Raw genomic sequence first — 9,361 nt, 5'->3', positions numbered from 1 at the left:
CTGGTTCGCCAGCGGCGAGCGGCTGAACGCGCTGGACCCCGACAGCGGCGAGCTGGTGGGGGCGCTGGAGATCCCCGCCGATGCCGGCACGGCCTTCGACGGCACGCATCTGTTCCAGATCGCCGGGCCGGTCATCCGCAAGATCGACCCGGAGAGCGGCGCGGTTCTGGCGACCATTCCCGCGCCCGAGGGCGGCAATTCCGGGCTGGCCTGGGCCGAGGGCTCGCTTTGGGTCGGCCAGCATCGCGGGCGCCGCATCCACCAGGTCGATCCCGAAACCGGCGAGGTGCTGCGCAGCATCGCAACCGACCGCTTCGTCACCGGCGTCACCTGGGCCGACGGCGCGCTCTGGCACGGCACCTGGCAGGGCGAGGAAAGCGACATCCGCCGCATCGACCCCGCCACCGGCGCGGTGCTGGAGCGGCTGGAGATGCCGGCGGGCACCGGGGTCTCGGGGCTGGAATCCGACGGTGGCGCGCGGTTCTTCTGCGGCGGCGGCAGCAGCGGCACGCTGAGGGTGGTTCTGCGCAAAGCGGATCAGGACGCGACTTAGGGTCTTCGGGCATTGGGGCTCCTGGCGGCGGACCTGACAGCGGGGCTTCGGCAGGCTATGCTGTCGGGGTCCTTTCCACCAGCCACCGGGAGGCAGCGATGAGCGACGAACACGCGGGCAAGGGCGTTATCCATCTGCCGCCCGGCGAGGGACGGCGCTACGCCCTCGGCCGGATGACAGCGGTGTTCAAGGCCGACGAGGACGAGACAGCTGCGCGCTACAGCGTCTCGGAATGGTGGCTGGAGCCCGGCGCCGACGGCCCGGGCGCGCATGCGCATGAGGGCAATGACGAGCTCTTTTATGTCATCGCCGGCACGGTCAGCTTCCTGGCCGGGGAGGACTGGCTGGACGCGCCGCAAGGGACCTTCCTGCGCATCCCGGCCGGGGTGACCCATGACTTCAGGAACCGCACCGCCGAGCGCGTCGGTCTGCTGAACGTCTTCATCCCCGGCGGTTTCGAGCGCGACATGCCCGCCATCGTGGATTGGTTCAGGGACAATCCCTAGGCCGATGCGCAGCAAGGCCACGATCACGGCGGATCTTCGGCGGCTTGGCCTGCGGCCGGGCGATCTGGTGATGGTCCACGCCTCGCTGAAGGCGCTCGGCCCGGTCGAGGGTGGAGCGGCCGGGGTCGTCCAGGCGCTCATGGATGCCGTGGGGCCCGGCGGCACGGTGATGGGGTATGCCTCCTGGGACCGCTCGCCCTATGAGGAAACCCTGAACGGCGTCCGCATGGACGAGGCCCTGCGCCGTGACTGGCCCGCCTTCGATCCCCGGACCGCCGGGACATATCGCGGCTTCGGCCTGCTCAACCGGTTCCTTGCAGAGCTGCCCGGTGCCCGGCGCAGCGCCCACCCGGATGCCTCGATGGTCGCGGTCGGCCCGCTGGCCGGGACCCTGGTCGAACCGCACCGGCTGGGCCAGGCCCTGGGCGAAGGCTCGCCGCTGGAACGCTTCGTGCGCCTTGGCGGTAAGACCCTGCTGCTGGGTGCGCCGCTCGATGCCGTGACCGTGCTGCATTACGCCGAGGCCGTCGCCGACATTCCCGGCAAGCGCCGTGTCAGCTACGAGATGCCGATGCAAGGCCCGGATGGCCGGACGGTCTGGGAAGCGGCCACGGATTTCGACTCGAACGGCATTCTCGATTGCTTCGCGGTCGAGGGCAGGCCGGACGCGGTCGAAACCATTGCCCGCGCCTATGTCGAGACGGGCCGGCACCGCGAGGGCATGGTCGGCGCCGCGCGCTGCCATCTGTTCGACGCGCAGGACATCGTCGCCTTCGGTGTCGGATGGCTTGAGCGGCATTTCGGATCGGCGCCGCATCAGCGGTCATGGCGGGACGGCCGGGACATTCCGACCGGGCAAAACGACCCAATCTGATAGGAGGAACGCATGATGGAAGCTCCGCGCATCTACCCGACCTTTCGCTTCCGCGACGCGGCGGCGATGATCGAATGGCTGGAAAAGGCCTTCGGCTTTACCATCCACGCGAAATACATGGCTGGCGACAAGGTCGCTCATGCCGAACTGGCCTTCGGCTCGTCGATGATCATGTGCGGCGACGACAGGGACGACGCCTATGGCGAGATGGTGGGCCAGTCGTCGGGGCAGGGCGGCAAGTCCCTCTATATCGCCGTGGACGATGTGGACGCGATGTTTGCCCGCGCCAAGGCCGCCGGTGCGGTGATCGAGGAGGGCCTGACCGACCGCGATTATGGCAGCCGCGAATTCATCTGCCGCGACCCCGAGGGCAATCTGTGGTGCTTCGGCACCTGGTGGCCGAAGGTGACCGACAAGACCTGAGCATCATGGCCCCGCGGATTTCGAACCGGATCGCAGCCTTCATCGACGCCTTGCCGCTGATGCCGGGCCAGCGCGTGCTGGAGATCGGCTGCGGGCCGGGGGTTGCCGCCCGCGAGGTTTCCCGACGCGTCGGGAACGGCTTCGTCCTGGCCATCGACCGCTCGGCCAAGGTGATCGACAGCGCGATGGCCGGATCGAGCGCGGAAATCACCACCGGCCGCCTGCGGTTCCTGCAAGCGGCGATCGAGGATTTTGAATTGCCGCCCAATGAAGAGCCTTTCGACATCGCCTTTGCGATGCGTGTCGGGGCATTGGACGGGCGCCATCCTGAGATCGAACAACGCGCCCTTGAACGATTGCGGGTTGCATTGAAGCCGGCGGGGCGGCTGTTCATCGACACGGGGCATCCGCTCAGGGAGGTCAGGCTGCGAACACGGTGACGGTTCGGCTTGTGCAAGACACCGGGTGATCCGGAAACCGCTCCGCATTGCGATGCGCGACCGGATTGCCGGAGGTCGCCCCTCGGGCAGGTGGTCGCAGCGTCACTGTGATACCTTGCATGCCCAGGGCCCTGTGCCTAGCTCGGCTCGTGACCGACCGGCCGCGAGAACAGAACAAGGGGCATGCGGACGATGCGTTTCCTGCTGACCTTCCATTGCGAGGCGACCGGCCAGTGGCGCTGCCTCGACACCGCGCTGCTTCCCGACTTCCGGTCAGCCCGCGCCGAGGATCTGCCCGCGGCCCTGCGCGATGAGCCGGATCTGATCATGCGTTGGCTGCTCGGGCGCTACGAGATTGCCAATACATTGACGCCCGGCGCGAAGAGCCTGCATCCCTCGGGGCAAAGGGATTTCGTCACGATCTATGCCCTCGGCGCCGACCGATCGGTCATCGGCTTCGAGAACGCGTATAACGGCGCCTGGCTCGAGATGTTCCTGCTTGAGAACCAGCCGCTCGGCCATATCGCCGTCCGCAAGGTTTTTTCGTCGTCCGGGGCGATGGCCAAGCTGGAGGAACGGGCGGCGCGGCCCCTGTATTCCTCCGACGCGGCCTGCCGCCTGACGGTGAGCCGGATCATCGAGCATCGCCAAGTCTGGGGAAACCAATGCAAGACCGATGCCGGGCGGACAACGGCTTTGGTGGAGAGGACATAAGCCAGAGCCGGTGGATTGTTCGAGTGATCTTTGGGCCCATTGTAATGGGGATGAGATTTGCCGTTTGTCCGCTGTTGGATTAAACCGGCGCCATAACAACAGGGGACGCATATGACCGATATCGACCTGAATGCCTTGTCGCTGGCCGAGTTGAAGCAGCTGGAAAAGAGCGTGGCCAAGGCAATCACCTCTTTCGAGGATCGCCGCAAGGCCGAGGCGCGGGCTGCGGCGGAAGCGGTGGCAAAAGAGCACGGTTTCTCGCTGGGCGAACTGGCGGAAATGTCCCCGGCGCATAAGCGCGCCACCGTAGCGCCGAAATACCGCCATCCGGAAAATCCCGAGATCACCTGGAGCGGTCGCGGCCGCAAACCTGGCTGGATCGCCGAGGCTCTGGAGGCCGGGAAATCCCTCGAGGACTTCGCCATCTGATCGGGGAGGGCAGGGGTGTTCCAGCCTCCGAATGCGGTGCGGCTGCATGTTTCACTGGCCGAGATCGAGCCGGAGATCTGGCGGCGGCTGGTGGTTCCCGCCGACTGGACGCTGGACCGGCTGCACCTGGTCCTGCAGGCGGCCTTCGGCTGGACCGACAGCCATCTGCACGAATTCCGCATCGGCGGGTTGCGCTACGGCGATCCGGCCCTGCTGGATGACGGTTTCGGCGGCCCTCGCGTTTTCGACTCTACCGAGGTGCGGCTGCAGGATTTCGTCGGGCGTGACGGCAGTTTCACCTATGCCTATGATTTCGGAGACGACTGGCGGCACCTGATCCGGATCGAGGATTGGCTGGCGCTCGATCCGGCGCCGCGCCACGCATTCTGTCTGGAGGGCGCACGGGCGAGACCGCCCGAGGATGTCGGCGGGCCGTGGGGCTATGAGGATTTCCTCGGGATCATCCGCGACCCGGCGCACGAGGAGCATCGCTCCATGCTGCGCTGGGCGGGCGGGCATTTCGATCCGGAATGGTTCGATCTCGATCTGATCAACAAGGATCTGCGCAATGCCTTGCGCGCGAACGCGCGACGGCGGCTGCATCAGCCGAAGCCGAAGCCGAAGCCGAAGCCGAAGCCGAAGCCGAAGCCGAAGCCGAAGGTACCGAAGGGTTAGCAGCGTCTCCCGTTGCGACCCTTCCCCGGCCTGCGCGAAGCTGACCATCCGCCCGACTCTTGCCACGACGCCCCCATGACCGAGATATCACCGCACCCCCGGATCAAGCTGTCGAAGCTGCGCGATATCGGCTGGTCGCTCTGGGATCCCATCGGCTTGCTGGACCCGGAAAGCCCGGCGGGCAGGTGGGAAGACGAAGCCAACCTGTCCTTCGCGGACGAATACGACGGCTATCTGATCGCGGCGGCGTCCCAGTTGCGCCGGGGAACGCCCCGCGACGAGGTGGTCGCATTCCTGGTCGAGATCGAGACCCAACATATGGGAATGGGCGACAACCCGAGTGCCAGGTCGAGGGCGGAAGCGGTCGTTGAGGCGATCCTCGCCGACGAGACCATTTGGACATGGCCCGACGCGCAGGGGCGGTTCAGGGTATGATACACCTGAAGCATGAGGAGGAGTTGCCGATGTCCGTGTCGATCAGGTGCCTGGGCCGATCCGACGTTTCCGTCCTGCGGCAGATGAACGCCCTGTTCGGGGATGCCTTCAACGATCCCGACACTTACTTGGGAGAGCCGCCGGACGACGCCTATCTGAGCGGCCTTCTGGCCGGGGATCATCTCATCGCGCTGGCGGCCATGGACGGCGCCGTCGTCGTCGGCGGCCTGATCGCCTACGAGCTCGAGAAATTCGAGCGGGCGCGTTCGGAAATCTACATCTACGATCTTGCTGTCGCCGAGACCCACCGGCGCCAGGGCATAGCCACCGCGCTCATCGGTGCCTTGCAACGGATCGCGGCCGAACGGGGCGCCTGGGTGGTTTACGTTCAGGCCGATTACGGGGATGAACCGGCCATCGCCCTCTATACCGGGCTCGGAAAGCGCGAGGACGTCCTGCATTTCGACATTCCGGTCGATGCGGGATAGTTGACGGACCTCATGAGCGCGTGGGCTGGCGGCTTGTCGCCGGCCATTGGCCATTTCCGGCATCTATCCGCATCAATCCCCGGTCCTCCGCCTGTCGGCTTGACCCGTCGCAGGATGTTGGGAATGCTGCTATCCGCAGCAACGGCGGAGTGCATCCTGGTCGCAGGCGGAGCGTATCATCTTCGGGCAGCCTGACGTGAACGATCCCTGATCCCCTTGGTCCGGAGGCTTCCATGATCCTGATCCTGCTTGCCGTCATGTTCACCGCAGTCGCTTGTGTTATCGCCTGGTATCTCGCCATCTACGCCCTGCCGGTGATGGTTTTTGTCGAGACGTTCAGCTTCATCCACGCAACCGAGACCGGATTCCTGCTGTCCGCTCTCGCTGCGGCCGCCATGGCGCTGCTGTCGGTCGGGCTGGTGCTTCTGGTGCTGTTCAAGGCGAGGAACCCGATCCTCTGCCTGCTGGCACGGGCCGTGTTCGTGATCCCGGCGATGATCGCTGGATATGCCCTCATCCATGGCGTCACACATGGTGCCATCGACTCCGCCATCGCGCTGAAGCTGCTCTGCGGCACGGCCGGGCTGATCACCGGCATTGCCGCGCTGATCAACCTGAACGGGTTCGGGGAACTGGCGCCGCAGGTTTGATACTGCCAGCCATTCCTACCAGCAGCGTCCTGCCGCATTGATCTAATGTGATCCGCGCGCCGGGCGCGGATCGCGCCTGCCCAGAAGCCGTGCCGGGGGCCTCGACCGGGCCCGTGCCCGGCTCACCCCCGGCCCGAAGGCTTTCCTGTCTCAAGGATTTGTCCGCCACGCATCCGCCTGCCTGGCCGTCAAAGGGCAGGCGCCGCCCAAGGGCGTCGTCGGAGCGCAGGGCCGTGTCCTCGCCTGCGGCTGCGGGCCGCCCCACCCCTGCGCCCCGACCCAGGACCGCCAGCCATGCGGCCGCGGGTCGGGCTGCGCCCTCGCCGCTCTGCCTCCGGGGAAACATGCGTTTCCCGAAGTCAGACCGGGGAGGCGCTGCCCATCGGCGGATCAGGACAAGGGCCTTCCGCCCCGAACCCGAAAGGACAGAGACATGACCGGCAAAGCAAATACCCCCCGCAACCTCGTCATCAACGCCGATTGCATCGAGGCGATGCGGGCTTTCGGCACCGGCTCGGTGGATTTCATCCTGACCGATCCGCCCTATGTGACCCGCTTCCGCGACCGGCAGGGCCGCACCGTGGCCAATGACGACAACGCCCGCTGGCTGCGCCCGGCCTTCGCCCAGATGCACCGGGTCCTGAAGAAGGGCGGTTTCTGCGTCAGCTTCTACGGCTGGAACAAGGTGGATCTGTTCGTGGAGGCCTGGAAGGCGGCCGGGTTCCGCATCGTCGGGCATCTGGTGTTTCGCAAGAGTTACGCTTCCTCGGCGCGATTCCTGCGCTACGAGCACGAACAGGCTTATCTGCTGGCGAAGGGCGACCCGGTTCTGCCTGCCCGTCCGGTGCCCGATGTGCTGGACTTCCCCTATACCGGCAACAGGCTGCATCCGACCCAAAAACCGGTGGCGGCGCTGCGCAAGCTGATCGGGGCGTTCACGAAACCGGGCGATCTGGTGCTGGACCCGTTCAGCGGCAGCGGCTCCACCCTGGCGGCAGCGCATCTGCTGGGCCGCGACTGGCTCGGGGTGGAACTGGACGTGGCGCATTACCAGACCATCGGCAAGCGGATGGCGGCCTTGCAGGAGCGGGACCGGAAGGCGGCCGCATAGGCCCGACCGCAACCAAAGGCGCCCGTCATCGGGCGGGCGCCGCTATCCCACAGCTTCACGGAAAGGATTTCGACATGGGTTGGATTGTCACGAAGGACCATCATGGCGGTTGCATCGGACTGGGCGAGGACGCCGACGGCGTTCCCGCACGCGGCAAGCCGGAAGACGGCGATGCCCTGTCGGTGGAGTTTCGGCTTTACACCGCGCGCGGCAAGTTGCTGTTCGAGGGCCGTTGCGGCGACATCGCGGCCGATTGGTGGCACGGCATGGAGCCGCTGCTTTACGCCTGGGCCACGTTCCGTTGCCGCCGCCTGACCTGGCGCCCGATCGGGACGAATGAACCGTGGCGCCCGCTGCGGCCATAGGCCAGCCACCAAACTCAAAGCGTCACGGCCGCCGATCCGATGGACCGGCGGCCGTCCCGCGTGCGCGCCTTGGATAGGGGGCCGAAAAAATCGCGCTCGCCGGGCTTGGCCCGGCTCGCGGAGGCAGGACGAGGGTATCGGCTGACGTGCCCATGGCTGATGCGACAGGCGCGAACGGCGCGGCATGATCCGGACGGGCGGAGACCACCCATATCGGAGCTCGGCCGGATCATGCCGGAGGCCGGAAAGAGAGGTCGTGCCTTGCGGCCGGACGCCCCTCATGCCTTCATGATCGGCAGTTCGGCGAGTGCGTTCCTGAGACGCAGCATGTCCCAAGGCAGATGTTCGGTAATGGCGAGGCCGACCATATCCGCCGCCGCGCTCACGTCCTTCAGCAGCCGCACCACCTGTTCCAGCCGCATGCGGCCCTGCTCGATCCCGGCAAAGGCATCCGTTGCCGCATCGGGCCTGTTGAACAGCAGCGGCGAGAAATGCGACGGATCCAGCACGTCGAGATCGAAATGCACCGCCAGATGGGTAATCCCTTCGCGCGCGATCCAATCGAGAACCGGCTGGCTGGTCTCGGCCAGATCGGTGGCGGGGATGTGGCGGAGGCCCAGTTCCTTCAGGATCGGGGCTTCGGCCTCGTTCCAGCCCTGCATGCCGGCGATCATCACCCGCGGCGCGGCCAATTTCACCGGCACCTCGGCGGTGAAATCGGCGTCGCCCCGCCCGAGCAGCATCCCCAGCACATGGGCATGGGCATGCGAGAACTCGGCCGCGCTCATCACGTCGGGATGGGCGTCGATCCAGAGGACACCCAGCCTGTCGCCGTATTTGCGGCTCAGCCAGCCGATGGGTGCAAGATCGACCAGGCAATCGCCGCCGAGGGTGACAATGCGGTCGGGATCGTGACGTTCGATGGCAGCCCGTGCCGCACGAGCCTGCGCCAGCAGCGCATCGCGCCATTTGATGCCCTGGTCAAGCGGCGGCGCGCTGCCATCCGGTCTGGGAACCGCAACCGTCTCCTCGGGGCCGTCATGCGGCGGCGCCAGCCAGCGCAGCAACTCGGCGCCGAAGCGATAGGCGGGCTCGTCCCCGCCCTGCCATTGCGGCATGTTCACTCTGAGGGTCGTAGAAGTCATGGCGTCATCCTTGCTTGCGGCAGAAAGGCGTTGCAGCGGATCTAGGTATTCTGGCGGTCAAAGGCCAATTCCGGGCGGCAGCGTCACCCTGCCGCGGAGCAGAAAATCCGGGCGAGTCCCCCTGCGGGGGACGGCTCTATTCGCGCCCCGCGGGGCGCTCACCGAACCCGCAAGCGGTTTCGGCCGATGTCGGTGACGATCCTCTCGCAGTTGGCGGCCAACGTATCCCGACAACGGCGAATCCCGCGCGGATTGTGCCGGATCGGGCGGCGCGATTGCCGACGGGGCCTCGGGGCGATCTGTCGCGCCCACGGGAAAACCCGGCGGCTGCAACCGCCAGGCCGCTGGGCCTCCCGCTCAGGAAGGGATGTCGTCTTCGTCGATGAACCGGCCCTCGTCCTCGTCGTCGGTCCCGGCCCGCCGCACCCGGCGCGGAAATCCATCTCGCCGCCGAACTCGCTGCCATTACGGCCCCTGCCGTCGGCATCCCGCCATTTCGTGCAGTGCAGACCCGCCACGATGCGACCAGCTTCATGCCGGTCTCGCAATATTG

At 66.6% G+C, this 9,361-nt stretch carries 14 protein-coding genes; 13 read left to right on the top strand and 1 reads right to left on the bottom strand.

From position 1 onward, the window contains the following. The 13 genes from IT40_RS13725 to IT40_RS13665 all read left to right on the top strand — a co-directional run. On the top strand, positions 1-553 hold a 553-nt coding region (locus IT40_RS13725), incomplete at its 5' end, for an outer membrane protein assembly factor BamB family protein (RefSeq protein ID WP_036756066.1). Between the two features lie 98 nt (positions 554-651). Beyond that, positions 652-1,059, top strand: coding sequence for a cupin domain-containing protein (locus IT40_RS13720; RefSeq protein ID WP_036756064.1), 408 nt, complete (start codon positions 652-654; stop codon positions 1,057-1,059). A 4-nt stretch (positions 1,060-1,063) separates the two neighbouring features. Then, positions 1,064-1,933 (top strand): aminoglycoside 3-N-acetyltransferase, encoded by an 870-nt coding sequence (aac(3), locus tag IT40_RS13715; RefSeq protein WP_052095933.1) that lies wholly within the window; start codon positions 1,064-1,066, stop codon positions 1,931-1,933. A 12-nt stretch (positions 1,934-1,945) separates the two neighbouring features. Continuing rightward, a complete protein-coding gene (locus IT40_RS13710) occupies positions 1,946-2,356 on the top strand; it encodes a VOC family protein (RefSeq protein WP_036756062.1) in 411 nt (136 codons plus the stop codon). 5 nt (positions 2,357-2,361) lie between these two features. Beyond that, positions 2,362-2,796: a class I SAM-dependent methyltransferase gene (locus IT40_RS13705; protein WP_036756060.1), complete on the top strand. Its 435-nt coding sequence runs from the start codon at positions 2,362-2,364 to the stop codon at positions 2,794-2,796. A 192-nt stretch (positions 2,797-2,988) separates the two neighbouring features. Beyond that, positions 2,989-3,510, top strand: a complete 522-nt coding sequence (locus tag IT40_RS13700) for a hypothetical protein (protein ID WP_036756058.1) — start codon at positions 2,989-2,991, stop codon at positions 3,508-3,510. Positions 3,511-3,621: 111 nt separating this feature from the next. Next, entirely contained in the window at positions 3,622-3,939 is a 318-nt protein-coding gene (locus IT40_RS13695) for an H-NS histone family protein (protein WP_036756056.1), read from the top strand. Positions 3,940-3,954: 15 nt separating this feature from the next. Continuing rightward, positions 3,955-4,614 (top strand): plasmid pRiA4b ORF-3 family protein, encoded by a 660-nt coding sequence (locus tag IT40_RS13690; RefSeq protein WP_052095932.1) that lies wholly within the window; start codon positions 3,955-3,957, stop codon positions 4,612-4,614. 75 nt (positions 4,615-4,689) lie between these two features. Further along, a complete protein-coding gene (locus tag IT40_RS13685) occupies positions 4,690-5,049 on the top strand; it encodes a hypothetical protein (RefSeq protein ID WP_036756052.1) in 360 nt (119 codons plus the stop codon). Positions 5,050-5,078: 29 nt separating this feature from the next. After that, positions 5,079-5,537 carry an aminoglycoside N-acetyltransferase AAC(3)-Ih gene (gene aac(3)-Ih, locus IT40_RS13680; RefSeq protein WP_036749354.1) on the top strand — a complete coding sequence of 153 codons (459 nt, stop codon included), beginning with the start codon at positions 5,079-5,081 and terminating at the stop codon, positions 5,535-5,537. Positions 5,538-5,770: 233 nt separating this feature from the next. Then, complete coding sequence (locus IT40_RS13675; RefSeq protein WP_036756049.1) at positions 5,771-6,187, top strand: hypothetical protein; 417 nt, start codon at positions 5,771-5,773, stop codon at positions 6,185-6,187. Between the two features lie 433 nt (positions 6,188-6,620). Further along, entirely contained in the window at positions 6,621-7,298 is a 678-nt protein-coding gene (locus tag IT40_RS13670; protein WP_036756045.1) for a DNA methyltransferase, read from the top strand. Between the two features lie 74 nt (positions 7,299-7,372). Beyond that, complete coding sequence (locus IT40_RS13665) at positions 7,373-7,663, top strand: hypothetical protein (RefSeq protein ID WP_036756043.1); 291 nt, start codon at positions 7,373-7,375, stop codon at positions 7,661-7,663. 278 nt (positions 7,664-7,941) lie between these two features. Here the strand turns inward: IT40_RS13665 and IT40_RS13660 are convergent, their stop codons facing one another. Next, entirely contained in the window at positions 7,942-8,808 is an 867-nt protein-coding gene (locus IT40_RS13660) for an arginase family protein (RefSeq protein ID WP_036756041.1), read from the bottom strand. Between the last annotated feature and the right edge of the window lie 553 nt (positions 8,809-9,361).

Origin of the sequence: Paracoccus versutus (assembly GCF_000763885.1) — a bacterium.
Taxonomy (GTDB): Bacteria; Pseudomonadota; Alphaproteobacteria; order Rhodobacterales; family Rhodobacteraceae; genus Paracoccus; species Paracoccus versutus.
This window is presented reverse-complemented; position numbering and strand designations above follow the sequence as displayed.

What these genes read in the sequence shown, in the direction of transcription:
- IT40_RS13710 (WP_036756062.1), top strand. Translation starts at nt 1,946, where the DNA reads ATGATGGAAGCTCCGCGCATCTACCCGACCTTTCGCTTCCGCGACGCG.
- IT40_RS13665 (WP_036756043.1), top strand. Translation starts at nt 7,373, where the DNA reads ATGGGTTGGATTGTCACGAAGGACCATCATGGCGGTTGCATCGGACTG.
- IT40_RS13700 (WP_036756058.1), top strand. Translation starts at nt 2,989, where the DNA reads ATGCGTTTCCTGCTGACCTTCCATTGCGAGGCGACCGGCCAGTGGCGC.
- IT40_RS13685 (WP_036756052.1), top strand. Translation starts at nt 4,690, where the DNA reads ATGACCGAGATATCACCGCACCCCCGGATCAAGCTGTCGAAGCTGCGC.
- IT40_RS13720 (WP_036756064.1), top strand. Translation starts at nt 652, where the DNA reads ATGAGCGACGAACACGCGGGCAAGGGCGTTATCCATCTGCCGCCCGGC.
- IT40_RS13675 (WP_036756049.1), top strand. Translation starts at nt 5,771, where the DNA reads ATGATCCTGATCCTGCTTGCCGTCATGTTCACCGCAGTCGCTTGTGTT.
- IT40_RS13695 (WP_036756056.1), top strand. Translation starts at nt 3,622, where the DNA reads ATGACCGATATCGACCTGAATGCCTTGTCGCTGGCCGAGTTGAAGCAG.
- IT40_RS13670 (WP_036756045.1), top strand. Translation starts at nt 6,621, where the DNA reads ATGACCGGCAAAGCAAATACCCCCCGCAACCTCGTCATCAACGCCGAT.
- IT40_RS13705 (WP_036756060.1), top strand. Translation starts at nt 2,362, where the DNA reads ATGGCCCCGCGGATTTCGAACCGGATCGCAGCCTTCATCGACGCCTTG.
- IT40_RS13660 (WP_036756041.1), bottom strand. Translation starts at nt 8,808, where the DNA reads ATGACTTCTACGACCCTCAGAGTGAACATGCCGCAATGGCAGGGCGGG.